This window comes from Rhizobium sp. 01L419 (genome assembly GCF_056400025.1).
Map to the genome: position 1 here is coordinate 67,682 of NZ_JBFTSM010000023.1, position 18,798 is coordinate 86,479.

Below are 18,798 nucleotides of genomic sequence, written 5' to 3' on the forward strand. Positions count from 1 at the left end.
TCTATTCCTCCACTTCCATCGGCGCGAACGTCATGATGACAGCCGTTCCGCCTTCGCCGGTTTTTATGTCGAATTCGCCGCCAAGGCTATCGATACGCTCTTTGAGCCCCACAAGGCCGAGGCTCGCCGGTCTCACCTGTGTCGGATCAAAACCCTCGCCTCGGTCACTGACTTCGATGCGGACGCCGCCGTCCTGTGATGTTGCCCTGACAGCCTGCTGAACGCCACCGCCGTGGCGATAGGCATTGTTGAGTGCCTCCTGAATGAAGCGATAGATGCAAATCTTCAGAGCGGGGGCAAGTTCCGGATCGTCCTCGTCAATTGTTGTATCGACGGTGGTGCCGGTCTTCTGCTGATGGGCTTCGACAACGCGTTTGACGATCTCCGTAATGGAAGCCTTCTCGATTTGCGGCAGGACCAGTCCCTTGCAGATATCGCGGATCTCCTTCATCGCCTCGGCAAGGCTCGAACGGATCCAGGCGAGTTCCTTCTCGCGCGCCTCCGGCTGGGTGGCGGCATCGACCAGCAGGTTGCTGTCGAGACGCAACGATGCATAGGCGACGTGCTGGGCGGGGCCGTCATGCAGATCGGCGCCAATGCTGCGCAGATAGGTTTCGTTCAAGGCCGCGGCGCGCTGGGAGGACAATTGAAGCCTGCGTTGCAGCCCGCGATTTTCGCTGAGGAGCGCAGAGAGTTCGTCCACTCTGGCCTTTAGCGCTTCGCGCTGGACCTCGATCGTTCGGCTGCCACGAAAGACGAGAATGGAGAGGACGAGGAAGAAGATTGCGGTCAGGCCGGCCACGGCCAGCCAGCTCCAGAGCCGTGCGCGTGTGAGGCTGTCTTCCAGGCCTTCGGCCGTTTCATAGAATTCAAGCACTGCCACAGCCTCTCCCGACCAAGGCTGCAGAACAGGATTGTAAATTTCCATGAGCTCCCTGCCGAGCCTGCGCTCCTCGGCGCTTTCGGGGTCGCTTGCGACTTCGTAACGTGCAACAAGCGAGCCCGCAAATGCTTGGGCGAGCTTGCCATTGACCGGAAACGTCTTCCCCACCAATTCCTTTTCATTGGAGTAGAGGATCGTGCCGTCACGGCGCCATAGCTTGAACGACACGAGACGGCGTCCGAGTGCGCCCTGCCCGAGCGTTTCGTCGAGCGCCTGGGCGCTTGCTTCATCGAGCAGCGATTGCTGCTGCATGTCCGGAAGCAATGGTGCGACGACGCTATCGACGTAGAGCGCCGTTGCAGCCCCGGAATTGTGAATGACGGCATCCTCGATGAGATGGGTGACGATAAGCCCGATGACGAACATTGCACCGAGGGATACAAGCCCTCCCATGATGAGGAATTGGGAGGCGAGGGAGCGGGCGTTCCAGCGTAAGAGCCAGTTCATTTCCAACCTGAGTTGCGACGATTCATTCAAACTATCGCATTGGCCGGACTTTTCCAGTTCACCTGGCCTCGATGAGGTCTGCGCCCGCGACGCTGGCGGTCAACTGGCCCGTGTCGCCCGACATGGCCGTACCGAAAACATAGAGTATGGCGGCAAGAAAGATGACGAGCGCCAGCAGGGATGCGTTCCATGCGCTGGAAATTTCCGGGATGTCGTTCCTGTCGTCCATGATTGAACTCCTCTTTCGATGGAGAGCCGAACGAGTGGGGAGAGAGTGCGTTCCGGCTGCGGGACTTCAGTCCGACCGTCATCAGACCAAAGTCCGAAGCAAATCCGACTGAGGTCCGAGCCTCGAAACACCGGGAATGCGGGTCGTTGGTCTGGCGGCGGTCGACCGGGCTTCCGACGGTCAACGGAGCCGCTGGTGGTGCCGCGACCGGCGCGGTTGTTGGCAGCCCGGTCGGCGCCGCGGTTGAATGCGAATGCCCGCGATGACGGCTATCGCATGCCACTGTTAAATGGCTTTCGAATGAGCAGTATTCAGGCCGGCCGGCAGCCGTGCCATAAAGGCGAGCGAAGGGCATCGCTCACGTCAATCTGGAGCGGACGGATGCTGCCGGCTTTCAACGCGATAAGGCTTGCCAGGGCGAAATCCTTCCAAAGAAGTTGGCGATGGCCGAGAGCGAGGCAGCCCGCATGCGCAACAGTCTTTGCCGGCGAAGGGCATCGACGCGCGTTCCCGGTGCCTTTGCAAGCGCTGCCCGGGCATCTCTCACCGGATCCACCAGACTGGCCGCAACTTCGGGCAAGTCATCCACTTCGGCCTCGAGGCGTGTGAGATAGGCATTGAGCCCATCTGCGGCGGCCTGCCGCAGCCGCCGGGTCGGGGCATTCCGCAGGCTACGCGTCGCCCAACGCAGATGCTCCTGGGCATGTCGGTGTAGCGCCTGCGGATGCTTATAGGCTCTGTGGTCGCCAAGCATATCGGCGACGAATGCCACTTCTCCGAGTTCGCCGCAGCGCCACCAGAGCTCCATGTCCTGGAGGTACTGCCAGGCGGGATCCCAGCGACCGGCCTTGAAGAAGACGTCGGTACGGATGGTTGCGCCCGGCATCGCGACCATATTGTTGAGCAGCAGCAATTCCCGGAACGCCTCACCGCTGTTGCTGTAACTCCATCCGAAGCGGCGGCCGGGAATGGGATCACCCTCATAGGTGATCTGACGGAAACGGCCGTGGATCAGGGCAGGGTGGCGCATTGCCGCGCGCCCGATGGCGTGTAGCGCGCCCGGCGCGAGACGGTCGTCGGCATGCAGCGTGACGAGGTAATCGGCGTTCGCACCGGCGGTATAGGCGCGATTCCAGTTGTCCGTGCGCGGCACGGTGTCCGGGTGCAGGGCCGGCTTCAGCAGTGGAGACGAGTAGGATGCGATCATTTCCCGACTGCCGTCCGTGGAGCCGTTGTCGCAGATATGCACCTCGAAGTCAGGATAATCCTGTGCGAGAGCGCTATCGAGCGCCTCGGCAAGTGTCTCAACATTGTTGAAGCAGGGTATGATAATGGCGAGAGAGGGTAATTTGTTCAATATCCCGGCTGTCATGGTGAACTCCCGTTTACTCGGTCTCTGATCCCGCGAACGCGTGTCGAGGAAGCAGAAGGGACCCGTCTCTTCCCCCCGTCGTCGACGCCTAGCCGGCAAGGGCCGTATCTGCGATCTTGACATCGAACACGTCACGCACCGGCAAAGTCCGGACATCCAAACCGTGCGCGACAACGCCATTCAGCATAGGGCAGACAAAAAGCAGACCGTTATGCGAGAGGCTCGCCCGGTTCTGCAGACTGTGGGCCAGAGCCAGATGAAAGACGGCGACGTTGCGGAAGGCATAGACGCCTGCCGATGCATTATCGGAAATGACGACCTTCTCCCGCGCTTCCAGCACCCGGCCATCATCTCCAATGCTAAGATAGCTGTATTGCGGATGGCGGGAGCCAAATGTCAGTGCAAGACCGCCGAGATTGGGGTCCGTTGCAAAAATTGCAGCAATGTCCGCATCGCTGTCGAACATGATGTCGCAGAGATCGACGACGACGGGCGCATCCGGAAAAGCGACGAGTGCCGCACCGGCCGCAGCACTCCAGGCCGCCCCGCCGCTCATTTCGGACAGCCAGACGATCCGCGCTGCCGGATAGCGTGTCAATAATGTTTCCCTGGCGTAGCGACGCGATACGGGCTTGTCCCTTAGTACGAAAACAGGCACCGCGCCGCCGTTCCACCAAGCGCGCGCTTCCAGCGTGGCGCCGAGCAGTGTCGTCTCTTCCACCGGCATTTCCGCCTTCACCGAGCCGTCAGCCCGTTCAAAATCATTCCCGGCCATGGGAATGATGATGTTCAGCGGCGCTGTCGCGTCCGGTCTGGTGGCGACATCATGCATAGGCAGGCTCGCGGCCTTGCAGATATTCGGCCAGGTCCTCGGGTGTGCCAAGCCCATGCATGCTCCTGACGTCGATCTCGTAAACGCCGATGCGAGCGCCGTTGCGGATGGCGTAATTATAGGCGGGGCAGACATAGAACTCGTTGTTGGTGCGGTCGTTGTGCACCATCATGTCGAGCGCCCCCTTCATGAAATCGCCGGCGCGGCGGAAGAAGTAGATGCCGACCGTCGCCAGTTCGGAGATTGGCTGCTTTTCGGCAACCCTGAGCACGAAGCCTGCCGCATCGGTTTCGGCGAAGGACCATTTCGGATCGCGCTTCGGATCGCGGAAAACGAGGATCGACCCGTCGAGATCGCGCGACATGCAGTCGTCGATGAAATCGACGATGCGCATGTCGACCACCTGGTCTGAATTGGCGATGAGAAGGGGTGCCTCCTCGTCAAGGTGCTGGCGCGCCAGAAGAACGGTGCAGGCAGTGCCCTCGGTGACATGGTCGACCGAAACGACCTCGACACCCCGCGAGCGAAGCTCGGCCACCCCATCCGCCTGGCTGTCCAGATGTTCTCGCAGCAGCAAGACCGTCGGCTGTCCGCCCGGCGGCAGGGTATTTTCCAGCACGTGCTGGATCATCGGCCGGCCAAGCACATCGATGAAGGGCTTCGGGCGGGTGAAGCCGACCTTGGCAAAACGGCTGCCCCGGCCGGCGGCCGGCACCACCAGTTGCACGGGCCGTGTGGCCTGTGCGGAGGACAGGCGGCGTACGCCGTTCACCTCGAAATTCTCGATCATTTTCGGGTTGTAGAAGCTGTGGTAGCGATCCGCGGGAATGCTTGCGGAAACGACGCGGCCGCCATCCAGGATCACTTCGTTCAACGAGGAACTGACATAGTAGCGGTCTTCTACCGTGACACCGTGCCGCAAGGCGGCAGTCGCGGCCTTGAAGAAGATCTGGGCCTCGCGGAAATAGTAGAATCCGGCGATTGCCTTGTTGCTGATCACATCCTTCTCGGACGTGCGGTTGACGAGACCGTCGTCGCCGAGCGTCGCATAGGACCAGCGTGGGTGGATCGTCTCGAAAGTGATGACGCCGGCATCTGCCTCGGCCGCCTCGAATTCCGCAATCACGGATGCAAGGCGGGTGTCGATGATCTGGTCGCTGTTGGCGATAACCAGCGGCTCAGTGGGACCGATCCTGTCGATGGCCATCAGGCAAGTGCAGAGCGCGCCAGCCGTCGGGCCTTTCAGCATCACCACCTCGGAGCGGCCGTTCGTGCTCAGGTCGAAGATCCGCTCATAGGAATATTTGACGGCATCCTGCTGATCGACGACGAAGAGGAAATGCGTGTCGCCGCCGAGCGACTTCAAGTTCTCGATGGCCCACAGGATCATCGGCTTTCCGGCGACTTCGATGAGGGGGCGCGGATAAGCATAGTCTTCCGGGCTGAAATGCGGGCTTGGGCCCGTGGTGGGGAACAGGACGATCATGCCATCACCTCCGATACACGCTTGATCTCCGATACGATCCGGCCGTGGATGACGTCGGCCGGCGTGCCGATCTGCATGACGTAAGCTCCGCTGTCGCGTGCGGCTTTCAGGCCGTATTCATTGTCCTCAAGGATGAGGCACTCATCCGGCCTCAGGCCGAAGCGCTCCATCGTCGTCACATACATTTCCGGATCCGGCTTGGCGCGGGCGACGTCCTCGTTGGAGACGATGAGGTCGATATATTCCATCAATCCGGCGCGCCGCATCATGGATTCGATGGTGACACGGATCGAATTCGAGCAGACGGCGATCTTGTAGCCGTCATGCTTGAGGCGGCTCAACGCGTACTGATGAGCAAACACCGGCTTGCAGCGGGTGTAGATCAATTCCATCGTATAGTCCTGTTTCAGCTCGTGGATCAGCTCGTTCAGCCCTTTCGGCAGGCCATTGGAACGAGAGAGGATCTCCAGCTTGCGACGGGTCGGCAGGCCGTCGAATGTGGTCAGATGCGCTTGCCGGTCGATCGGCATGCCAAAAAGATCGAGCGCCCGGTTCAGGGCCTCGTAGTGCCATTCCTTGGCGTCGATCAGCACGCCATCCATGTCGAACAACACAGCACGGATCATGTCACTTCCTCCTCAACCATCCAGGCAAAGCTCTGCTCGGCTGCATCGGGCAGATCGGTGCAGATCATCAGCCGCTCAAGTGGAAGACCGCTCTTTGCAGCCTGCCGCAATTCGCCAGACCAGGCGGCCCAGGTCGCTTCATGCGCTCGCTTGTGCAGTTCAGGCGAAACCATCGCGACATATTTGCCGTGTCTGAGATCGGCGATCGCGCGTTCGATCGACGCCGGCTTCTCGGTGAAGGAATCCACCCAGACACCCTGGCAGCGTTCGTAGAAGGACGGGTAGAGCTCGACCTCGCTGAAGCGGGTGAAGACGGGGATATCGCTGTCGAGGTAAGGCCTGAGATCGGGAACCGAGGCGTCGAAAACGAAGGAGCGTTTCGTCACCCCATACTGTTCGAGCATCGGCACAAGGATCGGGCAGAGACCGTCAGCCTTAATGTTGATGGCCAGCCGTCCGGGGGCGCCATTTGCCGTATAGCACTCAAGAACGCGCTCGAAAGGCAGCGCCCCGGTTGTAGGAGGATCGTGTGAAATAACCAGTTCGCCATTCAGATCGCGAACATCGAGTTCGACGCCGTGTCCGGCTGCAAATGCCTTGTTGAATGCCCCTAAACTGTTCCGCTCATGGGGCGCATGCCACCAGCCGCGATGTGCGAGTATCATCATGATGATGCCCCTCCGACCAATCCTCATATGCATGATTGTAATTTCGTCTTAACTATGCAGAAGGGAGTATAAACCGTCAATATAGAATATACACCAAAGTTGTTACTTTGGTAACACATGCAAGGCGCGTAGTAGTGCAGAATTTACCTCGGTTTTAACTAAAAAGAATGTGTGACCATGGGCACATCTAGTGTTGCATCAACTGCAATCGCCGGCACAGAAGAAGATCAGAAGCCACGCAGCGCGTCGACATCACGGGATGCACTGTGGGTGTCGGGCGCGCGCCTGGTGAGCCAATTCTGCGGCATCGGCACGCTGCTGGTCGCCGCTCGGGTCCTCTCGCCGGTCGAGGTCGGCATCTTTGCCATGGTCTCCTCGATTGTTTTGTTGCAATCAAAGATTGCCGAAGCCGGATGGAGTGAATATCTGATCGCTGCACCGCATGATAGGGAGCTGCCTGGCACTGTTCTCTATTGCGCGCTGGTGAGCGGCCTCGCCTTCACCGTTCTCGGCTTGCTCGGGCTTGCAGTTTCCCTTGTCTGGTTGGCACCAACCGGATCAATTTTCCTCACCCTTCTTCTGCTGATGGCTACCATCGTTCCCGGCACCTTCATCATCTGCCAGAGTGGCGTGCTCGTGAGGGGGCGACGCCTCCGGGAACTTGCCTGTTACCAGTCGACTTCGGAATTTTCGGGCCTTGTCGTGACTGCCGGAGGGTTGCTGCTCGGCTGGGGTATCGTCGCGCTCGCGGCAGGACGGTGTTGCGTCGTGCTTGTTGCACTCCTTATGTCCACGAGCTTTGCGCGATGGCTTCCCCGGTTCGAATTCAAGCTTGCCACAGCCCGCGAGGCGCTCGCCTACTCCACGCGGCTGCTGGCATCGCGCCTGATGCAATTTGCGCAAAGTTATGGCGCGGAGTTCCTGATCGTGTTCTTCATCGGCGCTGCTGAAGTCGGCGTCTACAGGATGGCAAGCCGCATCGTCGGCGCCGTCACGGAACTGGTTTCCGAACCCGTGCGGATGCTGGCGTGGAGCTACTTCTCGCGCCAACAGGGTGAAGCAGGTGGCGGTGTGGAGGGCCTCAGCCGCCTCACGGGACTGATCATGGCCGCGACGGCTTTTGCGGCACTTCCGGTCTTCATGGGCCTTGCCGTGATCTCGGAACAGCTCATCAGCACGCTGCTCGGCGCGCAGTGGCTCGCAGCGGCGCCGGTCCTCATCCTGCTGGCGGCTGCGCGCGGCATTGCCGTTATCCAGATGCTCAACGAGCCAGTACTCAGCATCATCGGTCGGGTCGCACTGCTGCCGCGCCTGAACATGCTGTTTACGGCAACCAGTCTCGCCTGCCTCGCGGTCGCGGGCTGGATCGGGCCGGAATTGCTCAATATCGCCGTCGCGCAAGTGGTGGCTGCGGCATTGACGACTGCCTTGTCCCTGTACTTCCTGCGGCGCGGCACGGGATTCCACTGGTCATCCTTGTTGCGTAGGATTTTCCCCGCCGGTCTGGGCGCCTGCGTCATGGTCGGTGCCGTCGGTCTGGCTCTCCATATGGCAGACGGCAGTCTGCATCTTCCCTTCGTGGATCTGTTGATGGGAGTTGCTGTCGGGGGCCTTGCCTATGCCGTCATTGCCTGGTCCAGCGGTCGCGCCTTGATGATGGAACTCAACCATGTGACGAGCGCGCGATAGAGGCACCGATGCGGCTGCCTGTTAAAGGCGAGCCTTCGTTGATCGTCTCAAGGCTCGAAAGCCGCTCCACCATGCAACTATATCTTTGCGAGGATCGACTTAATTCTCAAATGAGCGGGTGAGATCACCCCACTCGGGCAACCATTGTTCTGTCCGGGAAACCACCTGCCAATATTCTCGAAGGCTTCGTCGGCCGTGGTGGAGGGAGAGGGCGTTCGGATCGATCCAGAGCAACGCGGGATGTATCGGCGGGCTTCGAACTTATGACGGCTGAGTGCGTTCTCATCTTGCGATAATTGACCCGCCGAATGAGGAAGCTGCCTATGACGGACATACGCACGCACGGATTCAAGACGAAGGCCGAGCTTGACGAGCATCTTGCCGATATCGAAAGGCCCCCAGAGGCCGACGAGGCCAATTTGCCTTCGGTTGATATGGTGGAGGACGAGGAGGCCGTGGAACTTGCTAGATTGCAGGGGGAGCTGACATTGCTACGCAGAGGCCTCGCTCTCATCCGTGAGCAGGCGAATAGCGAGATCTCGCCACACGCCCAATGGAGAGATGCGAGTGCCCATGAGCAGCTTGGAAACTATCCCTGGTTGAAGCTCGCCGGCGCTATCCTCATCACTTTCCTGGCTGCAAGACGGTTGCGGTCGCTGCCTCTTTCGGGAATGGCGACGATGCCTTTCGCCCTTTCGCGCTTCGGCCGAGCGTGATCATGCTTTCTGAGTCTAAAAATCACAGTCAGTAGCCACCATGGGGCTGCAAGGCAGCCGGTGGTCGGTTTCGGAAATTTCGGGAAATGCCTCGCTTTGATGAACTCGAGGGAGGGCGGCTCTTTAATCCAGCGAACTGCAATCCGACCTCTGTATCCCTTAGTCTTCCGCTAACCCAAAGTTGTCATGGAGTGCCAAACCCTCGACGGCGGACAGCTATCAAATCCGATCCTGTACGAATTGCTCAGCGCCCTCGACCGGCTGCAGCCAAGGTTCTCGGCGCTTGATCCAGAGCTCATAAGTGGGCTTGAGGCCGGTCGGCGCGTCCTGAAGGGTTCCGAGTTTGATCTCGGCCTCGTCTGCGTCGTAGGCAAAGACCCTCGAACCACAGGTGGGGCAGAAGCGGCGGCCCCGATGATCTGCGGTTTCCCCGGTGGTTTTGAATGTGGCCGTCTGCCAGATCGCGTAATAAGTAAAGGCTGCACCGCTCTCCTGTCGGCAGTCCGTGCAATGGCAAAGGCCGATGCGCTTGGGTGGGCCCTCCACCTGATAGCGCACCTTGCCGCAATTGCAGCTACCGTGCCGTATGGTCATTTAAGGCCCTCCTTAATGTTTCACCCTGAAGGGCGGTTGATCGTCGTCGAAATTGCCGTTGCTCAAACTGTCGTAGCGATTGAGGCTCGGCTCGCCGCCTCGGGTGCCGAAGGGCGTCAGTTGCACCATCATTTCCTTGGCGCGGTTGATCGCATCTTCTTCGCTCAGCGCGGCCGCCTCGGGAAGGCGCACCGTCAGTCGTTCGCCGGCATCGCCAACGAAATCGACATGCCAAGCCTCTTGCTGATGGGTTACCTTTGCCTCGTTTAGATGCATTGAAACCTCCCTTCGGGCTTTCCGCTGGTTTAGCTTCTCTCGCGGCGTGGAGATTCACTGTATCAACCGATATGCTGGCGATTGGTTCCGGAGCCTTCCCTCCTGCGGTTGTGCACCGAAGGGTGCCGCCGGCTGGTTCACCCAAGGCTGCACTCTGCTGGAATCTGCCGAAGAACATATGCGTTCGTCAGGAGCAGTGGTCGACACGGCCTTGGCTTGGGTCGCACGTCGAGATGCTTGACGCATCTATTTGCAGTCCTCTGCGTTCACTTCGAGGACCACATCTTTGTTCGAACCCTTGAAAGGAACGCATATGAGTTTTCCAGCACCGACAAGCAATGATCCCACGCGTCGTTTTCAGGAGGCGACCGATGCTGCCCGCGTTGCCCTGGAGGAGCTTATCGCTGATGCCAACGCCGCGGGTTGGGGCACGGATGAAATGGCCGTCGCGCTGGTTGAGGCGGCACGGTCTCTCAAAGATGCAAACGCCAGAGATCCAGATCCTGCCAACGATCCGCCAATCAGCGATATCGATGCGAAGCAAGGACAGATTGGGCGTGGCGAGTTATTTGATTGAGCGACGACGCGGCGGTGGCTTGCAACAGGACGAGCGACTTCATCTGGCACGAGGTTGTCTCGTCAGATCCTGATCTGCAGTAGACCACCTCGGGCCACCTGTCTGCCGTGGCACCAGAACGGATGGATCATGTCACTGATGGTCAGGACATCGGCGCATGGAACAAGGGGGCACGATCCTTCGTTGGCAGCGAGCCCGATGAAGGCCAGTCTTGTCAGGGATCTCGTGCCTGCGAGCAGATCTTCGTCATCGACGCTGATGTCCACCAATAACACTTCCGGCGCCCGCACGGAGCAATCGACTGCTTCCCGAGCGATTGTCGTCACCGACGTGCTTGCTCCGATATAGAATGCCATGATTGTATTGTTATCGAAGTCGGCGATGGCGGGAACGAGCAGATTTGCGGGCAGGGCCGTCAGCGTATCGCGTGTACTGTCAAACCGATGCCCTGACGCGTCCTCGCCTGCGAGACTGCGATTTCCCGAAAACTGGTAGAAGACCTCGCGTCGAGTCAGATATTCGACCGTCCAGCGACCGGAATGGTCTGTTGCATTTGGGGTCGCGAGCGCCTCGATCTCCGAGACGACTTCATGGAAGGTGGTGCGAGCGTCGGCCATGACAATTCTCCTTGAGGGGACAAAGGCGGCCGGGCGGTGAATGTTCCTGCCGGAAGAGAATAACTTCCGATGCTGGCGTGGCAACCGATGGCCGCAACATGACGCGGTGCTTTCGGCATGGTACCGTTGAAAGGTGCAAATAGTGCCATCATATTGACGCAGTGGGCGTTAACCTTTGAGGACGAAAGGAGATGAGCATGGCCGGACACGATAGCTACTATATCGAGATCACCACGCGTCTTCGATCGGTACGATCCTTCTGCGACTTCCTGTCGAGCGGCGGTACTGTCGGCGTTGCTCCGGCAGACGGCTCACGCTACGGCGATGTCACCACCGATCTGCTTGCAAGAACGCGCAAGGAAGCAGAGGCTCTCGATCGCATGCGTCGTCAACTTTTTCCGGAACGTGCGGACGAAGAGGTTTCGCCGGCACTCTATAATTGCGGACTCACGGGCTCCCGCCGGTCTCATAAGGCAGGTCGAGCTCAATCATGACGGGCGCATGATCGCTCCTGTGGTCCCAGCCTCGTGGATTGTGTCGGACGCCGTCAGAGAAGATGCCCAGCGACATCGGGACTGCGAAGAACATGATCGACCCGCGTCCCCGCGTCCTGTGCGAATGAGTTTCTTGAGTATTTACAGAAGATTGAGACGTCACTGAGACCATCAGACGGGTGAGGCGGACCGGAGAGGTTGGGTGCTCGTCTGCCATTTCGTTAGCCGTGGCGAGAAACCGGAAAAATCGCCATGTTCACCATCCCTATCACGTCCGGTTGACACGGTCCGCGCTCGGCGAAGGGAATGTGCGCGACTGCAGAAAGTTCCCGTTGCGCTGTCGTCGAGGCGGATCAGGCTACCTTGCAATGCCGGTATGCCTTTCTTATTTACCTCACATCACCGCTATCGATTGGGTAACGACCTACAGGACGACGAGGTCTCCTTTTGAAAAGGAGATGCGCGGTCTGGCCGAGATTTTCGCAAACATCGACCATTGGCTGGTTCAGCACACATTGCAGCCGCGCTGATGCAGCGCGCTGGTAAAGCATGATCTTGTGATCCGTCCATCGAGGGCTACCTTCGATTGCGCAATTGTCGCAGAACGAATGCCGAGGATTTGCCAGGCGAGCTGGCCCAAGACATCATCCGCAAGGAGAAACATGCAAGTCATTGTCAGAGACAACAATGTTGATCAGGCGCTCCGCGCCCTAGAAGGGCTATTTCGCGAAATGAAAGAGCGTGGGGCCTATGAGAAGCCCTCTGAACGGCGTGTCCGCGAAAAAGCCCAGGCAATTGCCCGGCAGCGCAAGGCTTCACGCAAGAAGATGCAACGCGAAGGGCTTCTGCCGACCGCAAGACGCCGCGCGTCCGCACGCCGATAATTGCAGCGCCGTCGTCATATGCCGGCGGCGCTTTGTTCTGGCTCTCTGTTCTGGAAAGGCACATCATGGAAGAGTTGCGTAGTTTGACGGTTTCCGATGATCGGCTTGACGATTGCCGTGAGGCTATCGGACCGGATCTGCAGGACCTGATCGATGCCATCGTCGCCTCCGGCTTCACCATCGAGGAAACGTTGATTGCGATCAGCGAACTGGTGGCGGAAGATTTCGCCTCCGGGATGAAGCTCCCGAGCGTTCACTGAGGCGGAAGATCGGCCAGCGGTTGCGTGCGCGCCGGAATCAGGCTCTCTCAGAGGCGTTCCAGGTTCCGACTACTCAAGCGCGCGATGCGCGATCGTGAGGCGGTGCATCACGGATGGCGTCCACTTCTTCTTCTCCATCGAGCGCGTTTTGCATTTCCTCAAGAACCCGAATGAGCTGCGACGTCGAGGACGCTCTATCGTCAGAAGGGACTGTGTCCGAAGCAATATTGGCGGGCGTTTTCCTGCCCGTTCGCGACAGCACCGGTAGCAGGCTTACGACGAGTGCGGCGAAGAACTTCTTTCGCCGTTCGGCAATTTCCGCCAGCACGAAACAAAGGATGAAGCAGACGACGAGCAGGGCCGCTGCCATCGGAATATGCTCCTCCACAGGATGCAGGAAGGACGCAAACATGAGGATGAGCGGCTGGTGGACAAGATAGAGCGTAAAGCTGCCGCCGGCCAGCCATTTGATCGCCGGGCCTGTTTTCTCGAACAGTACCGGAGCCTGGTTAAGCAGTGATGCGGCGCCGATGAGGTGCAGGACGACGGCAACGCCGATGAGATTGAAGTAGACGAAATTGATCGCTTCTTGAGACAGTGACCAAGTCTCGTACATGTTGGTCGCAGCGCGATCAGCGAAAAATTTCAGGCTGATGAAGAGCGCGACCGATGTGCCGATCATTGCGATGGAGACGGGGCGCCGAAATGGTGGACGTTCGATGACGCACTTCATCGTCAACCAGCCCATGAGCCACAGCGGCATATACATCAGGATTTTTGGGCCAGCGATAGCGGCCCAAAGGCACAGCAACGGTATTTTCGCGCGCCGCGGCGAAAACGCGAACAGCCCGAAGAACAGGTAGTACTGAACTTCGAAGCCGAGAGACCAGTAAGGTTCGCCGCTGCCAAAAACGGCATGTGCAAACCACAACTGATTGGTGAAGGTCACGTAGGCGAGTGCGGCTTCGACCGACACGGGAGCGAAAAATCCGGTGTTGATGAAATCATAGTAGAAGGCGTTCGTATGCATCCCGATGCTGTCTGCCACGAAGATCACCGCGATCGCCAGCAGAGCGACGGGCATTATTCGGGCGAGGCGGGCGACGAGGTATACGCGCCATTCCTTTTCGCTCACCTGCCCAACGTAACTGATGACAAATCCGGAGAGAACGAAGAAAACCGCCACTGCTTCCCGTCCCCAACCCAGAGGTCCGATCTTGATGGAGGGGAGCAGGAAAACATGCGCATGGGAGAGAAATACGACAACGGCTGCGCCCAGCCGCAGCAAATCAAGATAGATGGAAAGATTGCCGTCAATCTTCCTGGCTTCGATCGCGCCCATGACTGATTTCCCGTCGGATGACAAAGCGTATGTTCAGCTTGGAGTCGCTTTGTCAGGAACTGATTTCTGCGCTGATGCGCGAAGACGCTATTCGATCAAGCAAACCTGTAAAATTGTTTACTGAATAAGCTCAAATATTGAATAAGGGGCCGATATTGGAAGGAATATCTCGCATTGCGAGAGTGTGTCAACTCGCTACAACCGCATCGCCCAGGTGGTCGCGTATTCGGACAGCCGCCGCAGATGGTCATCGGCGGAATAGCCGGAGATCTTCTTTCGTGGCTTGAGATCGTGGTCGCCATCTTCCAGCCAGAGGAGATCGATATGATCTGAGAGCGTATAGGATTCGACTTCTTCCTTTGATCCGAAGGGATCACGCGTTCCCTGGCAGATCAAAGTGGGCGTGCGCAGGTTTTCCAGATGCGCGGTGCGAAGCTGATCCGGCCTTCCCGGTGGGTGAAACGGATATCCGAGGCAAAGCAGGCCCCGGACTTTCTTCGCCGTAAAACTCTCATCGGCGATCATGCTTGCGACACGGCCTCCCATCGACTTACCACCGATGATCAGTTTGCCGGCGTCCAGTTCGCCGATCGCGGTGCGATACTCGCCGAGGAGATGGTCGGCGCGCGGCGGAGGTTTGACCGCTCCGGTCAGGCGACGCTGCGCCATATAGGCGAACTCGAAGCGTGCTATCCTGAAACCGCCGTCTGCGAGCGCTTTCGTTAGAACCGTCATCGACGCGGAATCCATCGCTCCGCCGGCGCCATGCGCAAGGAGGATAGTGAAGGCGGCCGTTTCCGGTCCTGTGATCAGAAAGCTGGTCATTTGTGAGGTTTGGTCGCCAATACCACCATTGACTTCGCAAGAGCGGGTATTCGTCCGGTCCGGACGATCCTTATTTGCTGGAACCCCGTATCGATGAGAAGTGTGTTGATGGTCTTTTCTGACCAAAACTTTATGTGCCCATGCTCTCGAAGAGCCATAAAATGCTCATCCATCATTCCGGTTACCGCAAGGGCGAGGTTCTTCCAATAGCCGTGAAACGGTGTTGATAACACGAATAGACCTCCCGGCCGAAGGAGTTCAAAGGCGGTTCTGGCGAATTTATGAGGGCGATAGAGATGCTCTACTACCTCAATCGAAAGAACAGCATCCCATTCGCCGTATTTATCAACAAGCCGATCATAGGCGGATGCGTTTTCCACATGAAGCATCGGATACTTCGTTCTGGCCTGGCCAATGCCGTTTATCGATGGATCGATACCGTAAACCTTGAAGCCATCTACTGATAGACGTTTCAGTACGTCACCGGTTCCACATCCGATTTCGAAGATCGTGTGAATAGAGGAATTGCGTTTTAGCTCACGAAGGACGGCAGGATAGATATAGTCCTGCGAAAGGTTTGGATTTTCGTGGATGTAATCATCAGCATTGTCATCTGCGCTACGCAAGGAAATTACCTGCATATTCCGATTACATGATGAAGTAGTTATATAAAAAATAAAGGACGGGTAACAGAGCTAAGGACTAACAAAAATGAAGTAGCGTCAAATTTATCCGCCGAGCTTAATACCGCTAAAGTGAAGAGGTCCGCGCCATAAGCTTTGAGGTTTTTTGCCAGCGGAATCAAATGTCACTGGTTCGTCGGAGCTGTAGATTTCGCGGAAGGGAGCGGTCCGATGGGTGCCGCGGATTGAAGGCGTCGAGGCAAGCATGAGATGACGCGCTGCAGGGGAAACGGCAGCTTCAGAACTGCACCCTGTCTTTCAGAAGGCAACGATGGAACGGAGGGCAGGAAATTGCTCCAGCGCAAAATGACGCAATTTAAGTCCGACGATCAGCGGCGGGCCACACAAAACCAGTGAAGCCCGCCTTTCCAGTAACGAAGGTAGTGCGGCTTCAGCTTTTTTCGGGTTTCTTGCCGATAGCAAAGTAGCCGAAGCCGTGTTTGGTCACGTCGCTCAGTGAGTAGATGTTCCTCAAGTCGACGATGACAGGAGTTTTCATGACGGTTTTAAGGCGCTTGAGATCAAGTGCGCGGAACTCTTCCCATTCGGTGACTATTACGATTGCGTCTGCATCGACGGCGATCTCGTAAGGGTCCTTGCCGTAATTAACCGGGCCAAGCACGCCCTTCGCGGCTTCCATGCCCTCCGGATCGTAGGCGTGAACTGCCGCCCCACCGTCCAGCAGAGCCTGGGTAATGGTGATCGACGGCGCGTCGCGCATGTCGTCGGTATTCGGCTTGAAGGTAAGCCCGAGCACCGCGATTTTCTTGCCGCGGACATCTCCGTCACAGGCGGCGATGACTTTGCGGCCCATAGCGCGCTTACGGTTATCGTTGATCGCGACGGTGGTCTCGATCAGGCGCATTGGACTATCGAAGTCCTGAGCGGTCTTTACGAGAGCGAGTGTATCCTTCGGGAAGCATGAGCCGCCGTAGCCCGGTCCGGCGTGCAGGAATTTGTCGCCGATGCGCTTGTCCATCCCGATGCCCTTGGCGACCTTCTGGACGTCCGCTCCGATCTTTTCGGAGAGATCAGCGATCTCGTTGATGAAGGTGATCTTCATCGCAAGGAAGGCGTTGGCGGCGTACTTGATGAGCTCCGACGTTCGACGCTCGCAGAAGTAGAGAGGTGCTTCATTGAGATAGAGAGGGCGGTACACTTCGCGCATAACCTCGATGGCGCGGACATCCTCCGTGCCGATAACGATACGGTCGGGACGCTTGAAATCCGTGATAGCAGCGCCTTCCCGAAGGAATTCAGGATTAGAAACGACCGCAACATCCTTTTCCGGAAACTCGTCACGGAAGATGCGTTCAATTTCATCGCCGGTTCCGACCGGGACGGTGGACTTTGTCACGATGACCGTGAAGCCCTTGACGGCGGCAGCGATTTCGCGAGCCGCAGCATAGACATAGGTCAGGTCGGCATGGCCATCGCCGCGGCGCGACGGCGTGCCGACGCCGATGAAGACGACGTCGGCCTCGCCGACCGAAGGGGCGAGGTCTTTTGAGAAATCAAGGCGTCCAGCTTCGCGATTCTGCTGAATAATGGCCTCAAGCCCAGGCTCAAAAATCGGCACCTCGCCGGCTTCCAGCGCCGCAATCTTTGCCTCGGACTTATCGACGCAAGTCACATGGTGACCAAAGTCGGCGAAGCAGGCACCTGAAACGAGACCGACATAGCCAGAACCAATCATAACGATACGCATGAAGCTATCTCCAAGTTAAAATAACGCCACTTGGGCTATATGCTGCAACGCAACAAATCAAGCCTAAATGGCGTTTTAAGGAAACGTTAAGAGCGGCCGAACTCGTCGACAATGCGAATGATGTCGTCTTCGCCGAGGTAGGAGCCGGTCTGAACTTCGATGAGTTCCAGAAGAATCTTGCCAGGATTTGCCAGACGGTGGACCTCTCCGAGCGGAATATAGACCGATTCGTTTTCGCGCAGCATCTGCACGTTCTCGCCGATCGTGACCTCCGCGGTCCCCTTGACGACGATCCAGTGCTCGGAGCGGTGATGGTGCTTCTGCAGCGACAGCTTCTTGCCGGGTGTGACGAAGATACGCTTCACCTGGAAACGGTCGCCGTTGAAGATCGAGGTGTAGCCGCCCCAGGGGCGATAGGAGGTGGGATGCGTCTCTGTCAGCTTCGACGTCTTCTTCTGGCCGGCAAGCAGCTTGACGAGGTTGCCGACTTGCTGGCTTTCCTTCAGCGGTCCGACATAGACTGCGTCCTCGCTGGCAATGACGGCGACATCGTCCATGCCCTGGACGGCAAGATGCACACCATGGGTCATGACGAGCGAGTTGCGGGTGTTGACGACAGTTGTGTTGGCCGCGGCAATGTTGCCGTTTTCATCCTGAATGCCGGTTTTCCATATGGCATCCCAGCTACCCAGATCCGACCACTTGAAGGCGGACGGCACGACCACCGCTTTGGACGTCTTCTCCATAATTGCGTAATCGATGGAAATGTCGGGGCTTTTTGCGAAGTGCTCCGCATCGAGGCGGGTGAAGTCCAGATCACGCGTCGCCTTGGAAACAGCCTTGCTGGCCGCTTTCAGAACGTCCGGTGCATAGTCCTGCATTTCGGACAACAATTCGGTGACTGGGAACATGAAGATACCGGAATTCCAATAGAAACCACCGGCGGCCAACATTTCCTCGGCCTTTTCGCGAATTGGCTTTTCAACGAAGCGCTTGACCTCGTGTGCGCCGCTCGAAAGTTGCTTGCCGATCTCTATATAACCATAGCCGGTCGCAGGCTCGGTCGGCGTGATGCCGAAGGTAACGAGCTTGCCCTTGGCTGCCGCATCACGCGCTGTGCGGATAGCATCGAAATAGGCTTCATCGGCCAGGATTTCATGATCGGAAGCCAGCATCTGAATGATGGCTTCCTTGCCGAAATGCTCGGAGGCCAGACCTGCTGCTGCTGCCACTGCAGCAGCGGTGTTGCGGGCAACAGGCTCCAGCAAGACTGCGGCGAGCGGAATATCGAGTTCGCGGGCCTGTTCTGCAACGAGGAAGCGAAAGTCCTCATTCGTCACAACGATGGGGGCTTCGTAAAGCGCCGGATCGGAAACGCGGACCAGGGTTTCCTGAAACAGCGTCTTGTCCCCGACGAACTGTATAAACTGCTTCGGCGCGGTTGCGCGCGAGAGCGGCCAAAGGCGGGTGCCCTTGCCGCCGGCCATGATCACGGGGACGATTTTCTGTGTCATAGGGTGTTCTTCCTCG

General features: G+C 58.1%; 21 protein-coding genes and 1 pseudogene. 6 read left to right on the forward strand and 16 right to left on the reverse strand.

The features are described from left to right. Position 1: 1 nt before the first annotated feature. The 7 genes from AC1DUP_RS32310 to AC1DUP_RS32340 all read right to left on the reverse strand — a co-directional run bounded on the left by AC1DUP_RS32310 (position 2) and on the right by AC1DUP_RS32340 (position 6,603). Positions 2-1,390, reverse strand: coding sequence for a sensor histidine kinase (locus AC1DUP_RS32310; protein ID WP_477836765.1), 1,389 nt, complete (start codon positions 1,388-1,390; stop codon positions 2-4). 58 nt (positions 1,391-1,448) lie between these two features. Continuing rightward, positions 1,449-1,619, reverse strand: coding sequence for a hypothetical protein (locus AC1DUP_RS32315; protein ID WP_477836766.1), 171 nt, complete (start codon positions 1,617-1,619; stop codon positions 1,449-1,451). Between the two features lie 394 nt (positions 1,620-2,013). Beyond that, positions 2,014-2,991, reverse strand: coding sequence for a glycosyltransferase (locus AC1DUP_RS32320; RefSeq protein ID WP_477836767.1), 978 nt, complete (start codon positions 2,989-2,991; stop codon positions 2,014-2,016). A gap of 88 nt (positions 2,992-3,079) precedes the next feature. Next, positions 3,080-3,823, reverse strand: coding sequence for a glycosyltransferase family protein (locus AC1DUP_RS32325; RefSeq protein ID WP_477836768.1), 744 nt, complete (start codon positions 3,821-3,823; stop codon positions 3,080-3,082). After that, positions 3,816-5,309, reverse strand: coding sequence for a glycosyltransferase family 2 protein (locus AC1DUP_RS32330; protein WP_477836769.1), 1,494 nt, complete (start codon positions 5,307-5,309; stop codon positions 3,816-3,818). Before AC1DUP_RS32330 ends, AC1DUP_RS32325 begins: the two co-directional genes overlap by 8 nt. Next, positions 5,306-5,935, reverse strand: a complete 630-nt coding sequence (locus AC1DUP_RS32335) for an HAD family hydrolase (protein WP_477836770.1) — start codon at positions 5,933-5,935, stop codon at positions 5,306-5,308. Before AC1DUP_RS32335 ends, AC1DUP_RS32330 begins: the two co-directional genes overlap by 4 nt. Then, positions 5,932-6,603: a PI-PLC domain-containing protein gene (locus AC1DUP_RS32340; RefSeq protein ID WP_477836771.1), complete on the reverse strand. Its 672-nt coding sequence runs from the start codon at positions 6,601-6,603 to the stop codon at positions 5,932-5,934. The genes AC1DUP_RS32335 and AC1DUP_RS32340 overlap by 4 nt, the downstream gene beginning before the upstream one ends. A gap of 177 nt (positions 6,604-6,780) precedes the next feature. On the opposite strand from AC1DUP_RS32340, the gene AC1DUP_RS32345 reads away from it, so the two are divergent. Further along, a complete protein-coding gene (locus AC1DUP_RS32345) occupies positions 6,781-8,292 on the forward strand; it encodes an oligosaccharide flippase family protein (protein ID WP_477836772.1) in 1,512 nt (503 codons plus the stop codon). 323 nt (positions 8,293-8,615) lie between these two features. Then, the gene (locus tag AC1DUP_RS32350; protein ID WP_477836773.1) at positions 8,616-9,008 is read left to right on the forward strand and encodes a hypothetical protein; all 393 of its coding nucleotides are present in this window, start codon (positions 8,616-8,618) and stop codon (positions 9,006-9,008) included. Between the two features lie 219 nt (positions 9,009-9,227). Here AC1DUP_RS32350 and AC1DUP_RS32355 read toward each other — a convergent pair whose 3' ends face one another. Beyond that, positions 9,228-9,602, reverse strand: a complete 375-nt coding sequence (locus AC1DUP_RS32355; protein WP_477836774.1) for a GFA family protein — start codon at positions 9,600-9,602, stop codon at positions 9,228-9,230. Between the two features lie 12 nt (positions 9,603-9,614). Further along, positions 9,615-9,878, reverse strand: coding sequence for a hypothetical protein (locus tag AC1DUP_RS32360; RefSeq protein WP_113311430.1), 264 nt, complete (start codon positions 9,876-9,878; stop codon positions 9,615-9,617). 313 nt (positions 9,879-10,191) lie between these two features. Here AC1DUP_RS32360 and AC1DUP_RS32365 point away from each other — a divergent pair, with 313 nt between their 5' ends. Next, a complete protein-coding gene (locus tag AC1DUP_RS32365) occupies positions 10,192-10,455 on the forward strand; it encodes a hypothetical protein (RefSeq protein WP_477836805.1) in 264 nt (87 codons plus the stop codon). Between the two features lie 62 nt (positions 10,456-10,517). Here the strand turns inward: AC1DUP_RS32365 and AC1DUP_RS32370 are convergent, their stop codons facing one another. Beyond that, positions 10,518-11,072: a hypothetical protein gene (locus AC1DUP_RS32370; protein ID WP_477836775.1), complete on the reverse strand. Its 555-nt coding sequence runs from the start codon at positions 11,070-11,072 to the stop codon at positions 10,518-10,520. Positions 11,073-11,269: 197 nt separating this feature from the next. On the opposite strand from AC1DUP_RS32370, the gene AC1DUP_RS32375 reads away from it, so the two are divergent. Next, positions 11,270-11,566 carry a hypothetical protein gene (locus AC1DUP_RS32375; protein WP_113296324.1) on the forward strand — a complete coding sequence of 99 codons (297 nt, stop codon included), beginning with the start codon at positions 11,270-11,272 and terminating at the stop codon, positions 11,564-11,566. Here the strand turns inward: AC1DUP_RS32375 and AC1DUP_RS32380 are convergent. Next, positions 11,520-11,715: pseudogene (locus tag AC1DUP_RS32380) on the reverse strand (exodeoxyribonuclease III); the annotation flags it as partial. The gene AC1DUP_RS32375 and the pseudogene AC1DUP_RS32380 overlap by 47 nt on opposite strands. Positions 11,716-12,228: 513 nt before the next feature. Here AC1DUP_RS32380 and rpsU point away from each other — a divergent pair. Continuing rightward, positions 12,229-12,450: a 30S ribosomal protein S21 gene (rpsU, locus tag AC1DUP_RS32385; RefSeq protein WP_477836776.1), complete on the forward strand. Its 222-nt coding sequence runs from the start codon at positions 12,229-12,231 to the stop codon at positions 12,448-12,450. A 65-nt stretch (positions 12,451-12,515) separates the two neighbouring features. Next, positions 12,516-12,710 carry a hypothetical protein gene (locus AC1DUP_RS32390; protein WP_477836777.1) on the forward strand — a complete coding sequence of 65 codons (195 nt, stop codon included), beginning with the start codon at positions 12,516-12,518 and terminating at the stop codon, positions 12,708-12,710. A 73-nt stretch (positions 12,711-12,783) separates the two neighbouring features. On the opposite strand, the gene AC1DUP_RS32395 is transcribed toward AC1DUP_RS32390, so the two are convergent. The 5 genes from AC1DUP_RS32395 to AC1DUP_RS32415 form a co-directional block, all read right to left on the reverse strand. Then, the gene (locus AC1DUP_RS32395; protein WP_477836778.1) at positions 12,784-14,052 is read right to left on the reverse strand and encodes an acyltransferase family protein; all 1,269 of its coding nucleotides are present in this window, start codon (positions 14,050-14,052) and stop codon (positions 12,784-12,786) included. Positions 14,053-14,247: 195 nt separating this feature from the next. Then, positions 14,248-14,877 (reverse strand): alpha/beta hydrolase family protein, encoded by a 630-nt coding sequence (locus tag AC1DUP_RS32400; RefSeq protein WP_477836779.1) that lies wholly within the window; start codon positions 14,875-14,877, stop codon positions 14,248-14,250. Further along, positions 14,874-15,503 carry a class I SAM-dependent methyltransferase gene (locus AC1DUP_RS32405; RefSeq protein ID WP_477836780.1) on the reverse strand — a complete coding sequence of 210 codons (630 nt, stop codon included), beginning with the start codon at positions 15,501-15,503 and terminating at the stop codon, positions 14,874-14,876. The genes AC1DUP_RS32400 and AC1DUP_RS32405 overlap by 4 nt, the downstream gene beginning before the upstream one ends. A 448-nt stretch (positions 15,504-15,951) precedes the next feature. Continuing rightward, positions 15,952-17,268: a UDP-glucose dehydrogenase family protein gene (locus AC1DUP_RS32410; protein WP_477836781.1), complete on the reverse strand. Its 1,317-nt coding sequence runs from the start codon at positions 17,266-17,268 to the stop codon at positions 15,952-15,954. Positions 17,269-17,354: 86 nt separating this feature from the next. Continuing rightward, positions 17,355-18,782, reverse strand: a complete 1,428-nt coding sequence (locus tag AC1DUP_RS32415) for a mannose-1-phosphate guanylyltransferase/mannose-6-phosphate isomerase (RefSeq protein WP_477836782.1) — start codon at positions 18,780-18,782, stop codon at positions 17,355-17,357. Between the last annotated feature and the right edge of the window lie 16 nt (positions 18,783-18,798).